At 72.4% G+C, this 16,593-nt stretch carries 14 protein-coding genes and 1 tRNA gene; 13 read left to right on the top strand and 2 right to left on the bottom strand.

Features of this window, described 5'->3' with window-relative positions; translation table 11 throughout:
* The first annotated feature begins 293 nt into the window (after positions 1 to 293).
* From LWF15_RS06110 to LWF15_RS06075, 8 genes are all read left to right on the top strand, one after another.
* The gene (locus LWF15_RS06110; protein ID WP_232809381.1) at positions 294 to 935 is read left to right on the top strand and encodes a SurA N-terminal domain-containing protein; all 642 of its coding nucleotides are present in this window, start codon (positions 294 to 296) and stop codon (positions 933 to 935) included.
* Complete coding sequence (locus LWF15_RS37340; protein WP_232809380.1) at positions 935 to 1,975, top strand: MazG family protein; 1,041 nt, start codon at positions 935 to 937, stop codon at positions 1,973 to 1,975. Before LWF15_RS06110 ends, LWF15_RS37340 begins: the two co-directional genes overlap by 1 nt.
* Before the next feature lie 36 nt (positions 1,976 to 2,011).
* Positions 2,012 to 2,845 (top strand): phosphoribosylaminoimidazolesuccinocarboxamide synthase, encoded by an 834-nt coding sequence (locus tag LWF15_RS06100; RefSeq protein ID WP_232809379.1) that lies wholly within the window; start codon positions 2,012 to 2,014, stop codon positions 2,843 to 2,845.
* 49 nt (positions 2,846 to 2,894) lie between these two features.
* Complete coding sequence (locus tag LWF15_RS06095; protein WP_232809378.1) at positions 2,895 to 4,544, top strand: DUF885 domain-containing protein; 1,650 nt, start codon at positions 2,895 to 2,897, stop codon at positions 4,542 to 4,544.
* A 161-nt stretch (positions 4,545 to 4,705) separates the two neighbouring features.
* The gene (eno, locus tag LWF15_RS06090) at positions 4,706 to 5,989 is read left to right on the top strand and encodes a phosphopyruvate hydratase (RefSeq protein WP_232809377.1); all 1,284 of its coding nucleotides are present in this window, start codon (positions 4,706 to 4,708) and stop codon (positions 5,987 to 5,989) included.
* Positions 5,986 to 6,987 carry a septum formation initiator family protein gene (locus LWF15_RS06085; RefSeq protein ID WP_232809376.1) on the top strand — a complete coding sequence of 334 codons (1,002 nt, stop codon included), beginning with the start codon at positions 5,986 to 5,988 and terminating at the stop codon, positions 6,985 to 6,987. Before eno ends, LWF15_RS06085 begins: the two co-directional genes overlap by 4 nt.
* On the top strand, positions 6,984 to 7,514 hold the full coding sequence (locus LWF15_RS06080; protein WP_232809375.1) for a DUF501 domain-containing protein: 531 nt from the start codon (positions 6,984 to 6,986) through the stop codon (positions 7,512 to 7,514). The genes LWF15_RS06085 and LWF15_RS06080 overlap by 4 nt, the downstream gene beginning before the upstream one ends.
* Positions 7,511 to 8,443, top strand: coding sequence for a Ppx/GppA phosphatase family protein (locus LWF15_RS06075; protein WP_232809374.1), 933 nt, complete (start codon positions 7,511 to 7,513; stop codon positions 8,441 to 8,443). The genes LWF15_RS06080 and LWF15_RS06075 overlap by 4 nt, the downstream gene beginning before the upstream one ends.
* Here the strand turns inward: LWF15_RS06075 and LWF15_RS06070 are convergent.
* Positions 8,440 to 9,336, bottom strand: a complete 897-nt coding sequence (locus LWF15_RS06070) for a formate dehydrogenase accessory sulfurtransferase FdhD (protein ID WP_232809373.1) — start codon at positions 9,334 to 9,336, stop codon at positions 8,440 to 8,442. The genes LWF15_RS06075 and LWF15_RS06070 overlap by 4 nt on opposite strands.
* A 90-nt stretch (positions 9,337 to 9,426) precedes the next feature.
* On the opposite strand from LWF15_RS06070, the gene LWF15_RS06065 reads away from it, so the two are divergent.
* Positions 9,427 to 9,499: transfer RNA gene (locus LWF15_RS06065), tRNA-Leu, on the top strand.
* 22 nt (positions 9,500 to 9,521) lie between these two features.
* Here LWF15_RS06065 and LWF15_RS37335 read toward each other — a convergent pair.
* Positions 9,522 to 11,996: an EAL domain-containing protein gene (locus LWF15_RS37335; RefSeq protein ID WP_232809372.1), complete on the bottom strand. Its 2,475-nt coding sequence runs from the start codon at positions 11,994 to 11,996 to the stop codon at positions 9,522 to 9,524.
* A gap of 454 nt (positions 11,997 to 12,450) precedes the next feature.
* On the opposite strand from LWF15_RS37335, the gene LWF15_RS06055 reads away from it, so the two are divergent.
* The 4 genes from LWF15_RS06055 (at position 12,451) to LWF15_RS06040 (ending at position 16,421) form a co-directional block, all read left to right on the top strand.
* Positions 12,451 to 13,251 (top strand): Bax inhibitor-1/YccA family protein, encoded by an 801-nt coding sequence (locus LWF15_RS06055; protein ID WP_232809371.1) that lies wholly within the window; start codon positions 12,451 to 12,453, stop codon positions 13,249 to 13,251.
* 193 nt (positions 13,252 to 13,444) lie between these two features.
* Positions 13,445 to 14,716 (top strand): adenylyl-sulfate kinase, encoded by a 1,272-nt coding sequence (cysC, locus tag LWF15_RS37330; protein ID WP_232809370.1) that lies wholly within the window; start codon positions 13,445 to 13,447, stop codon positions 14,714 to 14,716.
* A 23-nt stretch (positions 14,717 to 14,739) separates the two neighbouring features.
* Positions 14,740 to 16,071, top strand: a complete 1,332-nt coding sequence (locus LWF15_RS06045; protein ID WP_232809369.1) for a glutamine synthetase family protein — start codon at positions 14,740 to 14,742, stop codon at positions 16,069 to 16,071.
* 23 nt (positions 16,072 to 16,094) lie between these two features.
* The gene (locus LWF15_RS06040; protein WP_232809368.1) at positions 16,095 to 16,421 is read left to right on the top strand and encodes a hypothetical protein; all 327 of its coding nucleotides are present in this window, start codon (positions 16,095 to 16,097) and stop codon (positions 16,419 to 16,421) included.
* Positions 16,422 to 16,593: the final 172 nt, after the last annotated feature.

Genomic DNA, 16,593 nt, shown 5'->3' with positions numbered 1-16,593 from the left:
TTTTGGACGTCGGTCAGGCCTCAGGTGCCCAGCGGCACCTGAGGCCGGTGGCCGGGTTCTGGTGCGGGCCGGGCTCGCATCGCCCCTGGGCAGACCTCATCGCCAGGATCGGATGACAAAAGTGGCCCCAGGGAACACTTTTGGCATCCGATCTCGCAGTCCGGGCGTGCCCTGCCCGGGGGGTGGGGTGAGGGTCGAGCGTGAGGCGATGTGGACGTCCGTTGGCTGAAGGTTTGTTGTGAAGGTCACCCCGGGGTCTGGTGCCGGCGTGCTCGGGCGATAGCATTCCGTGCGTGATTGCGACCCGGCGCCGGGTGGGCGCTCTTGTGGCAGGGGCGAGCGCCGTTCTCGCCGTGACCCTCTCCGGCTGCGGCAGCAGCCAGGCGGGTGCGGCCGCGGTGGTGGGTGACCGCCGGATCTCGGTGGCCCAGGTCCAGGAGGGCTACCGGGACGTGCTGCCGCTGGTCGGCCAGGACGCCGGGGTGACCCAGGCGCAGATCCTGAATCTGCTGATCCTGCAGCCGTACCTGAGCCAGGCCGCGGCCGACCTTGGCCGCGGCGTCTCGGAACAGGACGCCCGGCTGGACATCTCCTCCTCCGGGGCCGTGCAGCCCGCCGACCTGAGCGAGGCCGGGGTCGAGGTGTGGCGGGCCAACCTGGCCAACACCGCCCTGCAGACCGACCGGGCGGCCGCCGAGATCACCGACACCTACTCGGGCATCGAGGAGAAGCTGAAGGCCCAGGGGGTGCACATCAACCCGCGCTACGGCAACGGCATCGACTACTCCACCTTCACCATCACCCAGGCCTCGCCGGAGTGGCTGAAGACGGCCGAGGCCCCGGCCACCGAGGCTCCGGGCACCGAGGCTCCGGGTACCGAGGCTCCGGGTACTGAGGCTCCGGTTCCGGCTCCCGAAGAGACGCCTGCGCCGTAGTGGAACCCGATCAGGACCAGGCCGCGGTCGGTGGCCCGGGGGCCGGGGAGATCCTCAGCGAGGCGCTCCCCGACTCCGGCCGCATCGTGCTGCTGCTGACCACCCCGCGAACCGCTCCGGGGCTGCTCACCTTCGCCGCCTGGGAGAAGCTGCGGGCCGCCGACGCGGTGCTCGCCGCCGACCCCGACCCGGCCTGGCTGGAGGCCTTCGCCGCGGCCGGGGTGGTGCCGCTCGACGTGGCCGGGCTGGGGGTCGGCGAGCGGGCCGGCCGCCTGGTCGAAGACGCCTCGGCCGGGCGCGAACTGGTCTGGTGGGGCAGCGACGACGGCGATCCGGGCCTGACCGACGCCCTGGCCGAGCACCTTTCCCGCCGGGCGGTGGCCGCCGTGCCGCCCGAGGTCGAGGTCCTCACCGGCTCCTACGACCTGCCCGGGGCCCGGCTGCTCGACCTGGTCTCGGTGATGGACACGCTGCGCTCGCCCGGCGGCTGCCCGTGGGACGCCGAGCAGACCCACACCTCGCTGCTGCCCTACCTGCTGGAGGAGGCGCACGAGGTGATCGAGGCGGTGGAGTCCGGCGACCCGGCCCACCTGCAGGAGGAACTCGGCGACCTGCTGCTGCAGGTGGTCTTCCACGCCCGGGTGGCCGAGGACGGCGCCGGTTTCGGCATCGACGACGTGGCGGCGGACATCGTGGCCAAGCTGGTCCGCCGGCACCCGCACGTCTTCGGCGACGCCACCGCCGGTTCCGCGGCCGACGTCGAGGTGTCGTGGGAGACGCTGAAGGCCGCCGAGAAGTCCGGTCGGCAGGGGTTCGAGGGCATCCCGGCCACGCTGCCCGCGCTGGCCAAGGCCCAGAAGATGCTCGGCCGGCTGACCCGCGCGGGGGCGGACGTGGACCAGGCGATCGAGCAGGCGGCCAAGGGCGACGAACTGGCGGCGGCGCTGCTGCGGCTGGTCGCGCTGGCCCGGGTCTCCGGCGAGGACGCGGAGGCCGCGTTGCGTTCGGCGCTGGGCCGGATGGTCCCGCCGGGGCAGTAGTTTGTCCTTCCTCGCGTCAAGGAAAGGCAGTTCCCGATGAGCCCGCAGTTGCTCCACTCCGGCAAGGTGCGTGACGTCTACGCCGACGGCGACGACATCATCCTGGTCGCCTCCGACCGGGTCTCCGTCTACGACGTGGTCCTGCCCACCCCGGTGCCGGACAAGGGCGCGATCCTCACGCAGCTCTCGCTGTGGTGGTTCGAGCAGCTGAAAGACCTGGTGCCGCACCACATCATCTCGGCCACCGACGTGCCCGAGGAGTGGGCCGGCCGGGCCGTGCGGTGCAAGCGGCTGAGCATGATCCCGGTGGAGTGCATCGCCCGTGGCTACCTGGCCGGGCTGGGCCTGGAGGAGTACCGCCGCGACCGGGCGATCTCCGGGGTCTCGCTGCCGGACGGTCTGCTCGAGGGCTCGAAGCTGCCCGAGCCGGTGTTCACCCCCACCACCAAGGCCAGCGAGGGCCACGACGAGTTCATGACCTTCGACGAGGTGGTCGCCCAGCAGGGCGCCGACCTGAGCGACCGGCTGAGGCAGCTGACTCTGGCCGTGTACGGCCGGGGCGCCGAGATCGCCGCCCGCAGCGGGGTGATCATCGCCGACACCAAGCTCGAGTTCGGTCTCGACGCGAACGGTGAGCTGGTGCTCGGCGACGAGGTGCTGACCTCCGACTCCTCCCGGTTCTGGCCGGCCGACACCTGGACGCCGGGCGGGCCGCAGAAGTCGTGGGACAAGCAGTTCGTCCGCGACTGGTCGCTGAGCAGCGGCTGGGACAAGACCTACCCCGGGCCCGAGATCCCCGAGGAGATCGTGGAGAAGACCCGCGCGCTCTACGTCGACGTCTACGAGCGGATCACCGGTAACCGCTGGTAAGTCCCGCTCCGGCGGGTTGTCCGGGCGAACGTGCGGCACGATGGGGGACATGCGCGAGCAGCACGGTGAGGACCCGATCGTCACGGCCCGGTTCCGTGATGCCGCCACGAAGGTGCTGGACGCCCTGCTCGAGGCCGCTCCCGAGGCGGCCACCGAGCTGGGCGAGCACCGTTACGACGACCGCACCACCGAGCTGACCGTCGAGGCCACCATCGGCCGGGCCTCGATGCTGGTCGACGCGCTGTCGGCGCTGGACGACGTGGACGACACCGGGCTCACCCCGGACGACCGGGTCGACCTGGAGATCCTGCGCACCCGGGTCAGCGGCACGCTGTGGGAACAGACCGAGCTGCGGCGCTTCGAGTCCGATCCGCTGATGCACCTGCCCGCGGCCGGGCTCCACCCGCTGATCAGCCGGGACGGCCCGGTGCCGGAGCGGCTGCGCGCCCTGACCGCCCGGCTGGGCCAGGTCCCGGCCCGGCTCGAGCAGGCCCGGTCGGTGCTGCACGACATGCCCAGGCTGTCGGTGCAGACCGCGATCGAGCGGGCCCGCAGCACCGTGCCGCTGCTCACCGAAGACCTGGAACCCCTGCTGGCCCAGGACGAGTCGCTGGCCGGCCCGGCCCGGCAGGCCCGCCGCGACGCCCTCGAGGCCCTCGACCGGCACGTGGACTGGCTGCAGGCCCAGTTGCCGGTCAGCGACGGCGACCCCCGGCTCGGCGAGCTCAACTACGCCGCCCGGCTCTGGTACACGCTGGACACCGAGACCAGCCCGGACGCCCTGCTCACCCGGGCCGAGAGCGACCTGCAGGCGATCGAGGAGGAGATCGCCGAGCTGGCCGTGCGGATCAGTGGCCGCCCGATGTCGCCCGGCCTGGTGCGGGAGGTGCTCGACGAGGTGGCCGCGGCCGCCCCGGTCCCGCCCGAGCAGGTGCGCCCGTTCTGCGAGCAGGCGCTGGCCCTGCTCACCGACCGGGTACGCGAGCTCGACCTGGTCACCCTGCTGCCGGTCCCGGTGCGGGTGATCGAGATGCCGCCCTCGCAGGCCGGGATCGCGGTGGCCTACTGCGACCCGCCCGGCCCGCTCGAGCCCGGGGCCGCCGAGGGCCTGCTGCCCACCTTCTTCGCCGTGGCCCCGAGCCAGGGGCGCGGGTACGACGCGCACCTGCTGCGCAATCTCGCGGCGCACGAGGCGATTCCGGGGCATGCGCTGCAGCTGGCGCACGCCGCGCGCTACCGCGGGGGCACCCCGGTGCGCACCGCCGTCCGCAGCGGCACGTTCGCCGAGGGCTGGGCGGGCCGCGCGGAAGAACTCATCTCCTCGGCCGGCCTGGGCCAGAGCGCGGAGGACGACGACCGGCTGCGGCTGATGTCGCTGAAGACGGCGCTGCGCAGTGCCATCAACGCGATCCTGGACATCCGGGTGCACGCCCACGGGATGAACGAGGACGAGGCGATCCTGCTGATGACGGCGCGAGGTCACCAAGAGGCGGGGGAGGCGGCCGGCAAGTGGCGGCGGGCCCTGCTCACCTCCACCCAGCTGTCCACCTACTACGTCGGCCACCACGAGATCCGTGACCTGGCCGCCGGGCTCGCCGCCGCCCGTCCCGAACTGTCGCCGCGCGAGGTCAACGACGAGCTCCTGGCCCACGGCGCCCCACCGCCCCGGCACCTGCGGGCCCTGCTGCAGCTGGACTGAACAGCGGGTGAACAGCGTCACCGGCCGTGGGTGGACACCGGCCCCGGGTGAGGGGCTGCACGCATGGCTGGCGATAGGCTCCGTTCCGTAGACGTAACGGTCAGACACATCGGCCGGGCTCATCGGTCCGGCCCACCGTCGCACGATCAGGAGCACGAAGTATGGCAACCATCGAGGCCGTCGGCGCCCGCGAGATCCTCGACTCCCGGGGCAACCCGACCGTAGAGGTCGAGGTCGCCCTGGACGACGGCACCATCTCCCGGGCCGCCGTCCCGTCCGGTGCCTCCACCGGCGCCTTCGAGGCGGTCGAGCGCCGCGACGGCGACAAGAAGCGCTACCTGGGCAAGGGGGTCGAGAACGCGGTCAACGCGGTGCTCGACCAGATCCAGCCCGCGCTGCTCGGCTTCGAGGCCAGCGACCAGCGGATGATCGACCAGGCCATGCTCGACCTGGACGGCACCGACAACAAGGGCACGCTGGGCGCGAACGCGATCCTGGGCGCCTCGCTGGCCGTGGCCAAGGCCGCCGCCGAGTCGGCCGAGCTGCCGCTGTTCCGCTACCTGGGCGGCCCGAACGCGCACATCCTCCCCGTCCCGATGATGAACATCGTCAACGGTGGCGCGCACGCCGACAGCGGCGTGGACGTGCAGGAGTTCATGATCGCCCCGTTCGGCGCGCCCTCCTTCAAGGAGGCGCTGCGGATGGGCGCCGAGGTCTACCACTCGCTGAAGTCGGTGCTGAAGGCCCAGGGCCTGAGCACCGGTCTGGGCGACGAGGGCGGCTTCGCCCCCAGCGTGGCCGGCACCAAGGAGGCCCTGGAGCTGATCGCCACCGCGATCGACAAGGCCGGTTACGTGCTCGGCACCGACCTGGGCCTGGCCCTCGACGTCGCCGCCACCGAGTTCCACAGCGAGGGCGTGTACTCGTTCGAGGGCGGCAAGCGCAGCTCGGCCGAGATGGTCGAGTTCTACACCAGCCTGGTCAACGACTACCCGCTGGTCTCGATTGAGGACCCGCTGGACGAGAGCGACTGGGAGGGCTGGACCGCCCTGACCACCGCGATCGGCTCGAAGGTGCAGATCGTCGGCGACGACCTGTTCGTCACCAACCCCTCCCGCCTGCAGCAGGGCATCGAGACCGGCGCCGCCAACGCGCTGCTGGTCAAGGTGAACCAGATCGGCACGCTGACCGAGACGTTCGACGCGGTCGCGCTGGCCCACCGCAACGGCTACCGCTGCATGATGAGCCACCGTTCCGGTGAGACCGAGGACACCACGATCGCCGACCTGGCCGTGGCCACCGACTGCGGTCAGATCAAGACCGGCGCCCCGGCCCGCTCGGACCGGGTGGCCAAGTACAACCAGCTCCTGCGCATCGAGGAGGAGCTCGACGACGCGGCGGTCTACGCCGGCGCCGGCGCGTTCCCGCGGTTCGCCCACCGATGAGTCCCCGCCGTCCCTCCGCGCCCGGTCCCGGCGGATCCTCCGATCCCACCGGTGGTTCCCGGGTGTCCCGGGCGCGGGGAGACGGCAGCAGGACCTCCGGTTCCGCCCGCGTCCCGAAAGCTGCTCCCAAGGCTTCCGGGACCGGGCGGGCTTCCGGGGCCTCGGCGGCATCGAGGGCCTCACGCGCCGACTCCGCCAAGGCCCAGCCGTCCAAGAAGGCCGCCGCCCGGAAGACCCCGGCCCAGCCGGGCCGGGCCGGGCAGCCGGTGAAGAAGGCCGCCCCGAAAAAGACGGCCGCTCCCCGCCGCGCCGAAGGGCCGTCGGCCACGGCCCCGACCCGCGCGGCCCCGGCCCAGAACCGCCCGGCCACGGTCGCGGAACGGATGGCGGCGGCGAAGAAGCGCGCCGCGGCCCAGCAACGGGCCCGCACCGTCGCGGCCGGATCGCTGGTCTCGCACGCACCCCACAAGAGCCGCACCCGCACCACCGCCACCCGCTCCGGTGGGCTCCGGCCCGCCAGCACCCGTCCCGGATCGGCCCGGCCCCGCCCGGGCGCCTCCGGAAGAGGCACGCGCAAGCGCGGTTTCGGGGCCGGCAGCGGACGCCCGGTGTGGGTCCTCGGGGCCGTCGGCGTGGTGCTCGCGCTGCTGATCCTGCCCTACTTCCAGAAGTGGCTGGTGCAGCGCTCGGAGCTGGAGTCGATGCGCAACGAGGTGGACCAGGCCGGCCAGGACGTGGCCGACCTGCGCAGACAACAGGAACGCTGGAAGGACGACGACTACGTGCGAGCCCAGGCCCGGGTGCGGCTGAACTACGTGATGCCCGGAGAGACCGGTCTGGTGGTGGCCGATCCCACGCCCACCCCGCAGCCCTCGGCCACCGACCCGGCCCGGACCGACGTGCCCAGCGGTGACCGCTCGTGGTTCTCCGACATCTGGCTCTCCGCCGAGGCCGCCGGGTCTCAGGGCGAGGCCCAGGCCACCACCGTGGTTCCGTGAGCGCCGCCGAGGCCCAGCGGAACCCGGGCCCGAGCCCCGCCACCGCCGAGGATCTGCAGGCCGTCCACCGTCAGCTGGGCCGCCCGGCCCGTAACGTGGTCGCCGTCGGGGCCAGGTGCCCTTGCGGTCAGCCGGATGTCGTGCAGACTGCCCCCAGGCTGGACGACGGTACGCCGTTCCCGACGATGTACTACCTGACCTGCCCCCGGGCCGCCGGTGCCATCGGCACGCTGGAGGCCTCGGGGTTGATGAAGGAGATGACGGCCCGGATCGCCGACGATCCGGACCTGGCAGCCGCCCAGCGCCGGGCGCACGAGGACTACCTCCAGCGGCGGGCCCAGCTCGCCGAGGTGCCCGAGATCGCCGGCGTCAGCGCCGGTGGCATGCCCGACCGGGTGAAGTGCCTGCACGTCTACGCAGCGCACGCTCTGGCCGCCGGACGTGGGGTGAATCCGCTGGGGGACGAGGTTCTCGACGCCCTGCCGTGCTGGTGGGAGAGAGGGCCCTGCGGAGTGGAGGAACGATGACAAGGGTTGCTGCGATCGACTGCGGCACCAACTCGATCCGGCTTCTGATCGCCGACATGAGCCGCAGCCGCGGCACGCTGGTCGACGTGGAGCGCCGGATGGAGATCGTCAGACTGGGTCAGGGAGTGGACCAGACCGGCGAGATCGCCCCGGAGGCGATGGAGCGCACGCTCGACGCCGCCCGCCGGTACGCCGACCTCTGCCATCGGCACGAGGTGCACGCCATCCGGTTCGTCGCGACCTCGGCGACCCGCGACGCCCGGAACCGGAAGATCTTCGTGCAGGGCATCCGGGAGGCGCTCGGCGTGGAGCCGGAGGTGATCCCCGGCTCGGAAGAGGCCGAGCTGTCGTTCACCGGCGCCACGGCCGGTCTGCCGGGCGGTCACGAGGCGCCGTACCTGGTGGTCGACCTGGGTGGGGGCTCGACCGAGTTCGTGCTCGGCGACAAGAGCGTCGAGAGCGCGATCTCGGTGAACGTGGGCTGTGTCCGGCTCACCGAGCGGCACCTGCGCAGCGATCCGCCGACCGCCTCCGAGGTGGCCGCGGCCACCCGGGACATCGACGCGGCGCTGTCCGCGGTGGCCGAGAAGGTGCCGCTGGAGCAGGCCCGCACGCTGGTCGGTGTGGCCGGCACGATCACCACGGTGACGGCGCACGCGCTCGGCCTGAAGGAGTACGACCCGAAGGCGATCCACGGTGCGCAGCTCTCGCTCGACCAGGTCCGGACGGCCTGCACCGAGCTGCTGGAGATGCCGCGCTCCGAGCGGGCCGCCCTGCCCTACATGCACCCGGGCCGGGTCGACGTGATCGGTGCCGGGGCGCTGATCTGGCGGCGGATCACCGAGCGGATGGACGCCACCGGCCGGATCTCCACACAGGTCACGTCGGAGCGGGACATTCTCGACGGGATCGCCTGGGGCCTGGCCTAGACGGTTGCGGGAACCTCTACGCGTACCCGGCCGGGGTGCGTGTAGAGGTTCATCGAGTCGCCCCGCACGAAGCCGGCGAGGGTCAGGCCGGCCTCGTCGGCCAGGTCGACGGCCAGCGTCGAGGGTGCGGAAACCGCCGACAGCAGCGGGATCCCGGCCATCGTCGCCTTCTGCGTGAGCTCGAACGAGGCCCGCCCGCTGACCTGCAGCACCTTGTCGGTGGCGGGCAGCAGGCCGTGGGTCAGCGCCCAGCCGATCACCTTGTCCACGGCGTTGTGCCGCCCCACGTCTTCCCGCACACAGAGCAGCTCCCCGGCCGGGGTGAAGAGCCCCGCCGCGTGCAGCCCCCCGGTCCGGTCGAACGCGCGCTGCGCCTCCCGCAACCGGTCAGGCAGGGAGACCAGAACCCCCGCGTCCACCAAAGGTTCCACCGAGAGACTGCGGTGCCCATCGGCTGGGGGCACCTCCCGGCCCCCCAGGGGCTGGGGGACCACAATTGGCAGTGACACCACCCCGACCAGAGGACGCCTGGACAGCACCTCTGCGATCGAATCGCTCCCGCACACGCCGCAGGCGCTGGACGTGGCCCCGAGCCGGGGCTGCGGCGTCTGCACCCCGGGAGCCAGCCCGATCCGCACCGTGTCGGCATCGCACGACGTCAGCTCGGTGAGGTCACCCGACGAGCGGGCCACCCCCTCGGCGACCAGCCAGCCCAGCGCCAGCTCCAGATCGTGGCCGGGAGTACGCATCGTGGTGGCAATGGTCTGCTCGCCCACCTTGAGCGTGAGCGGCGCCTCCACTGCGAGCTGATCGGGGCGCCGGGTGGCTGCAGCCCCCGGGCCTCCGGCCCCACGCACACGCACCACTGGGCGGCGGTCGACGAGATGTCCCATACAGGCCAGCGTAAGCCTGTCCGGTTCGCCCGGCCCTGTGACCAGGTCCCGGCACATCCACCCGCCCGGACCGAATAACCTGTGCTCGACGCCCTCGTAGCCCAACGGCAGAGGCAGGCGCCTTAAAAGCGCTTCAGTGCGGGTTCGAAACCCGTCGAGGGCACAGGTGCGGCACCCCGCCGGGATCAGTTCTCCGGGTCCAGCTGGATGACGATCGGGCTGGTCGAGTCGGGGTCGTCGTAGCCGGGCGGGCGGTAGGTCCAGGTGGTCTCGGCCGGGCGGGGCTGTTCCAGCACCCGCGCCCGGGCGGACCCGAAACCGGGTACCGGGGTGTGCACGCGGTGCCAGCCCGCCTTGGCCGGGGCGAAGATGTTGCCCTGGGCGTGGGTGACCCCGAGGGCGGCCAGGTGGCCCAGGTCGGCGGCGGTCTCCGGGCCCTCGGCGCACAGCAGTGAACCCAGGCCCTCGGCGTAGGTGACCAGGCCCTTCAGCACCGCGGTACGGCCGATGTCGGTCGAGCAGCCGACCACCAGCGTGCGGTCGATCTTCACCATGTCGGGCTGGAGCATGGCCAGCCGGGCGAACTCCAGGGCGCCGGCGCCGACGTCGTCCAGGGCGATCCCGGCGCCTCGGTCACGCAGGTCGTTGACCGCCCGCATCAGGTCGCCCATGTCCACGTCGCCCGGGTCCTCGCTGAGCTCCACCACCACGCCGGACAGGTCGTCGGGCAGGCCGGTGCGCATCCGGGCCGACATCAGCGCGCGGGCCGAGGCGTTCACGTAGAGGTCGTGCTCGCGGGGGCGGCCCGGCAGGTCCAGGGCGGCCCGGATGGCGGCCAGTTCCAGCAGGTCGCCGAAGCCCTCGCGGTGGGCCTGGCGGAACACCTCGGCGGTGTCCGGGAAGGTGCCCGGGAAGTCGAAGCGGGCCAGTGCCTCGTGCGCCCGGACCTGCTGGACCCGCAGGTCGACGATGGGCTGGGTGACCATGCTGAAGCTCGGCATCCGGTGCACCCGGCGGCGGCCGCGGCGGGTGCCCAACGGCGGGCTGGACTCGTCGTTCGGGCGGATCGGCTCGGCCTTGACGGTGATCGAGGTGAGCTCGATCGAACCGGAGGGCGGGCCGGCCGGCGGCTCGTCACCGGCGATCACCACGCGGTTGCGCCCGGCCCGCTTGGCCGCGTACAGGGCCTCGTCGGCGGCGGCCACGGCGGTGCCCGGGTCGGTCTGCGGGTCCCACTGGGCCACGCCGGCCGAGAAGGTCTGCCCGTGCGGGGTCACTTCGCGCAGCCGTTCCAGCACGGTGGCCAGCTGGAGCGGGCTGAACCCGGGGGCGAGCAGGGCGAACTCCTCACCCCCGTAGCGGGCGAGCATGGCCGGGGGCTGCAGCTGGGCCGTCCAGGCGGCGACGGAGTCGCGCAGGAGGATGTCACCGGCCTGGTGGCCGCGGCTGTCGTTGTAGGCCTTGAACTTGTCCAGGTCGATCATCGCGATGCACAGCGCGGTGCCGTGCTCGCGGGCCATCGCGGTGGCCCGGGCCAGCTCCCAGTCCCAGGTGCGCCGGTTCGGCGCGCCGGTCAGGCCGTCGGCCCGGGCCTGCTCGGTGAGCTCGACCGCCAGGGTCTGCACCTTGTACACCAGCCAGAGCACCCGGACCAGGATCAGGATGCAGATCAGCAGCATCCCGGCGGCGATCACCTGCCAGTGCCGGGCGTCGCTGTTGTACCCGTCGGCCAGCAGCGCCAGGTTGGGCATCAGCAGGGCCAAAACCAGGGCGGCCTGGCGGGGGCGGCTCAGCCGGTTCTCCGGCGCCGAGGGGTCGGGGTCGGCCAGCACCCGCATCGAGGGCACCACGGCCGCGGCTGCGATCAGGGCGTAGCCGCCGAGGGTGCCGGCCTCGATCAGCGGGCTGGACTCCAGGGTGGAGGCGATCAGGGTGGTGACCTCGTAGCCCACGTCGGCGGCCAGGGTCAGGCCGATCCCGGCCACCAGCAGCGCGTAGGAGACGGTGCGGGCGCCGGGGACGGCGTAGAGCCGGGCCAGCACGCCGAGCAGGAAGAGGTCGCCGAGCGGGTAGGCGGCGCCGATGGCCTTCGCGCTGAGCGGCAGCGTGGAGCTGTCGGCCAGCGGCGCGATCATGAAGATGCCCAGCACCACGCCGATGCCGGTGGTGACGATCAGCGCGTCCAGCACGGCGCCGTGGTCGCTGCCGCCGCCGCGGGCCCGGGAGAAGTCGAGGGCACCGGCCCCGAGCAGGGGATAGGCGGCCAGCGAGAGCAGGTCGGAGGCGGCCGGGTAGGCACCGGGGGTCGGGGGCTCGATGGTGTGCACCAGATCGCCCAGCACCCAGAGCGAGGCACCCGCCAGCAGCAGCAGCCAGCCCCGCCGGCGGGCCGGCCGGTGCCGGAGCATCCCGGCCAGACCGGTGACCACCGCCCCGATGCCGATCAGCACCCCGAAGGGGCCGGCCAGGTCGTCGGGCAGCACGGCGTGCACCGCGATCAGCAGGGTGAGAAGGGCGAGCGCGCCGAGCAGGACCGGCGAGGGGCCGACATCGTTGCCCTCGCCACGGGCCCGGGGCGAGGCGTCGGTGCCCTGGGGCCCGGCCCCGGAGGGCAGGTTCCCCGCTTCCCGGCCGTCCGGTCTCAGCACGAAGGACTGCACCGCAGCCGGGGTACGCAGGGGGTGCGGCCGGACCGACCTCTCCGGTCACCCCTCATGTCGTCCCCAGCTCCCGCCTTCGCCGCGGCCGGTGCGCCCGGACCGGCGACGTCCCAAACCCGACATCCCGTAGTGCAATCGCGTGACCCGAAGCCTAACGGTGACGAGCCGGTGACGACACAACCATCCCGGTGGCAACCAGGGCATCAGCAGGCAACGCTGTCACCTCAGCGTGATCGGGGCAAAGCTGTGGGTGAGAATGCGGACGAAGTCGGACACTGAACGCGTCCGATCGGGCACAGAGGGCTCCGGTGGCAGAACTTCACAGAAAGATCTTCACGTCGGGAACTACCACGCCCGCCCAAGCATTAGATTCACAACGGTCGCACAAGATGGCCGTGCCCGGACGTGACCAACTCCGGGCCGAACGAGACTCGTACAAACGGTCGGAGGACCGATGGAAAGCAGAAACCCCGTCTTCGGGCGCAGTGACGAGTTCGCTCGTGGGGGTTACGCGACGTTCGACACTCGCACCCCGAGCGCGAACGACCTCCAGGGCATGTACGACGCGCCTTCGGTCAAGGCGCGCAACACTGCCCGGATGACCATCGACGACGTGGTCATCCGGACCGCGTCCCTGTTCGGCGTCCTGCTCGTCGCCGCCGGTGCCGTCTTCGCCCTGGTCGAGCCCGACGACCCGATCATCGTCCCGCTGATCTTCGGCGGCATGATCGCCGGTCTCGGCCTCAGCCTCTGGATCTCGTTCAGCAAGAAGATCCGCCCGGCCGCGATGCTCGCCTACGCGGCGGCCGAGGGCCTCTTCGTCGGTGGCATCAGCCTGCTGTTCGAGACCATGTACGACGGCATCGTCACCCAGGCCATCCTGGGCACGCTCGGTGCCTTCGTGGCGATGCTGGTGCTCTACAAGACCGGCGTCGTGCGGGCCACCCCGAAGTTCACCAAGATCCTGCTGATCGCCGGTGCCGGCTACCTGGCCTTCGGCCTGATCAACCTGGTCGTCTCGCTGGTCAGCGGCAACAGCGCCTACAACAGCCCGCTGGGCTGGCTGATCGCGGCCTTCGGCGTCGGCCTGGCCTCGTTCTTCCTGGTGCTCGACTTCGACTTCGTCGAACAGGGCATCCGCAACGGCCTGCCCCAGGAGTACGCCTGGACCGCGGCGTTCGGCCTCACGGTCACGCTGGTCTGGCTGTACATCGAGATCCTGCGTCTGCTCGCCATCCTGCGGGGCGACGACTGATCACCCTCGCAGTCAGCCGGCCCCCTGAAGGCCGGCCCGAGCAGACCGCCCCCGCCGGGCTCCTCCTGGCGGGGGCGGTCTTTGTCTCCGGCCTGCGCCTGTTCGGTCAGCCCAGCCCGCGTGCCCGACCCACGAAAACGTCCCCTTCGCGCCGGACGCTGACGGATGCTCAGAGCTCCCATAGGCTGACAACGTGCCCGATCCCACTGCCGCGCCCACGACCGTCTCCACCTACTCCTGGCACCCGCCGCAGCAGTTGCTGGAACTGGCCGAACTCGTCCTGAGCGGCGGCCTGACCGCGGCCCCGGGCATCGTGGAGGTGCCTGCGGAGATCGACAAGCGGCTCGACGCGGGCGAGACGATCACCCTGGAAGACGCCGAGGGCACCCCGGTCGCCGGGCTCAGCCGGGTGCTGGCCGGAGAACACGAGAACACCGAGACTCTTCCGCTGCCGCAGTTCACCCCGCTCCAGCCGTTCACCCACGGTCCGGTCCGGTCCGCGCGGCGTACTCCGGCCCAGGTCCGCGCCGAGCTGGACGAGCTCGGCCCGGGCGAGGTGCTCGCGGTGCCGGTGACCACCGAGCTCACCGCGACCCAGGTGGAACAGGTACGGGCTCAGGCCCAGCGGGCCGGTCAGCAGCTCCTCTGGATCGCTGTCCTCGGCGCCGGCCGCCAGCTGCCGCTGCCCCCCGACGGGCTGTGGCGCGCTGTGCGAGACGTCGCCACCGAGGCTGGAGCTGGGGCTGCGTTGGTTGCGGTGCCGCTGTTGGCCCACACCGACGACGCAGCGCTGCTGACCGCCGTGGCCCGCAGCTTCGGCGCGGGCGAGGTCCTCACCACTCTTCCCGGTGCCGAGGGGGAGTTGCATCCGGCCTTCGCCCGCGAACACGCCCGGGCCGTTCCCCCGCCGCACCGCCGGGGAGTCACGCTCTTCTTCACCGGTCTCTCCGGCTCGGGCAAGTCAACCGTGGCCAAGGCGCTGACCGAGCGGCTCCTCGACCGCACCACCCGCACCGTCTCGCTGCTCGACGGGGACGAGGTGCGCCGCATGCTCTCGGCCGGCCTGACCTTCAGCCGGGCCGACCGCGACCTGAACATCCGCCGGATCGGCTTCGTCGCGGCCGAGATCACCCGGCACGGCGGCCTGGCCGTCTGCGCCCCGATCGCCCCCTTCGAGAGCGTCCGGGCCGAGGTCCGGGCCGGTGTGGAACAGGTCGGCGACTTCGTCCTGGTGCACGTGTCCACGCCGCTGGAGGAGTGCGAGCGCCGCGACCGCAAGGGGCTGTACGCCAAGGCCCGGCGCGGCGAGATCCCCGACTTCACCGGGATCTCCTCGCCCTACGACGTCCCGGCCGATCCCGAGCTGCGGATCGACACCACCGGCATCTCCATCGACGAAGCGGTGGAGAAGGTCTGGGCGCTGCTGACCGAACGGGGCTACCTGGACGGCCCTGGCAAGGACTGAGTCCCCGAGGAAGGGAATCGCTGATGACCGCCGGCCCACCCCTGGAGCTCGACGAACTCCAGCGCCTGGTCGACTCCGGGCACGTCGACACCGTGCTGGTGGTGTGGACCGATCCGGGCGGGCGGTCGCAGGGCGAGCGGGTGCACGCCCGGCACTTCATCAGCCAGGTGCTGGCCGGTGGCCTGAACGTGGAACCGGTCCGGGCCGATCCCGGCGCGGCCGCCCTGGCCGCCCCCTCCGGCGCCCTGGTGCTGCGGCCCGACCCGGCCACCCTGCGCCCGGCGCCCTGGCTGGCCGGATCGGTGATGGTGCAGGGCGACCTGTTCCGGGCCGACGGTCTGCCGGTGCGCACCGCTCCCCGGCAGGTGCTGGCCGCACAGGTGAAGGAGGCGGCCGATCTCGGGGTCGTGCCCACCGGCGCCGTCGCCGTGCAGTTCACCGTGTTCGGCCCCACCTACGCGGCCGCCGCCGGCCAGGGCTGGAAAGAGCTGCCCAGCTCCACCGGCGCCGGGCTCGGCGCCACCAACATCGACGAGGACCTGCTGCGCGACGTGCGGCAGACCGCCTACAACGCCGGGCTGACCGTGCAGTCGTCGCACGGCACCGGTGTGCCCGGGCAGCACGACATCGCCTTCGTCCACGACGACCTGCTGCGCACGGCCGACAACCACATCGCCTTCCGGGCCGCGGCCACCGAGCTGGCCCACCGGCACGAGAAGTCGCTGACCTTCATGGCCCGCTACGACGACCGGCCCGGCAACGGCGCCCGGCCCTCGATGAGCCTGCGCGGGCTGGACGGCTCGTTCGTCTTCAACGACACCGCCAACCAGGACTTCTCGGACGGCCGCAGCGCGGTGTTCCGCAGCTTCGTGGCCGGTGTCCTGGCCACCCTGCGCGACTTCACCCTGCTCTACGCCCCCACGGTGAACTCGTACAAGCGCTTCCGTCGCGACCCCTCCGCCCCCACCGCGATCACCTGGGGCGAGGGCGGCACGGCGAGCGCGCTGCGGGTGGCCGGGCGGGGCGAGACGCTGCGCGTGCAGAACCGGGTGCCGGGGGCGGACGTGAACCCGTACCTGGCGCTGGCCGGGATGCTGGCCGGCGGGCTGTACGGCATCCGGGCCGGGCTGCCGCTGGAGCAACCGCTGATCGGTGACTCCCGGGCCCCCGGCCTGGCCCGTGTGCCGGCCTCGCTGGCCGCCGCCCGCGACACCTTCGCCGGCTCCGACCTGGCCCGCAACGCGTTCGGAGAAGACGTGGTGGCGACCTGCCTGCGCGCGGCCGACGCGGAGCTGGAGGCGTTCGAGTCGTCGGTCACCGACTGGGAGCGCCGCCGCGGCTTCGAGATGCAGTAGGCCGGAGGGCTAGCATCGGGCCTGTGCTCAGCCCCACCCACGAAGAGGCCGCCAAGCGGCTGGAGCGGCTCGCCGACCGGCTGCGGGTGGTGGGGCCCCGGCTGGGTGCCCGGCAGGGGGCCGAGGCGGCCGAGCTGCTCGCGCGGATCCGGGCCGGCCTGCAGCGCATCGCCGACCTGACCGCCGACGCCGACGGTGAGCCGCGGCGGGAGGTCCCGGTGCTGTCCGCCTACGCGCTGGCCGACCAGGCCCTCGTGCTCGGCCACGACCTGCTGCGCGACGGGGACCGGACCGATCTCTTCCGGGTCGAGGCCGTCGCCGCCCTCCAGGACGTGCACGACCTGGTGTGATCTGCGCCGCGCGGGGTGCCCGAATCACATGAGAACTGGACCGGTTCGTGACCTGGATCGGGAACAGAATGCCAAACTCCGCGTGCTGCAATGAGGGTGGCGCAGGTGAGGCCACCGGCCCTGGCGACGAAGGTGGGTGCCCAGAACCAGAACTGGTTTCCGATCCGTGGTT

The sequence above is a fragment of the Kineosporia rhizophila genome (genome assembly GCF_021277265.1).
Classification (GTDB): Bacteria; Actinomycetota; Actinomycetes; order Actinomycetales; family Kineosporiaceae; genus Kineosporia; species Kineosporia rhizophila.
This window is presented reverse-complemented; position numbering and strand designations above follow the sequence as displayed.